1 protein-coding gene is annotated in these 239 nt (G+C 63.2%); it reads right to left on the bottom strand.

Features of this window, described 5'->3' with window-relative positions:
- Nucleotides 1-239, bottom strand: a 239-nt coding sequence (locus B7449_RS19320) for a helicase-related protein (RefSeq protein WP_048884125.1), incomplete at both ends; no start/stop codon positions are given.

Genomic DNA, 239 nt, shown 5'->3' with positions numbered 1-239 from the left:
TAGGCGTAGAGTTCGATTTCCGCGTGCTGGTTGCCCTGCCGCTCGATACGCCCCTCGCGCTGGATGATGTCGGAGACCAGCCACGGCACGTCGAGATGATGCAGGGCCTTGAGGCGCTGCTGGGCGTTGACGCCGGTGCCCATGGTCGCCGTCGAGCCGATCAGGATCCGCTTGCGGCCGGCATTGAGATCACCGAACAGCTTCTGCTTCGCCGCACTCTTCCTGTAGTGCTGCATGAA

The organism is Komagataeibacter intermedius TF2, from assembly GCF_000964425.1.
In the GTDB taxonomy this organism is placed as follows: Bacteria; Pseudomonadota; Alphaproteobacteria; order Acetobacterales; family Acetobacteraceae; genus Komagataeibacter; species Komagataeibacter intermedius.
The sequence above is the reverse complement of the archived record's forward strand: the minus strand, read 5'-3'. Positions and strand labels throughout refer to the sequence as shown.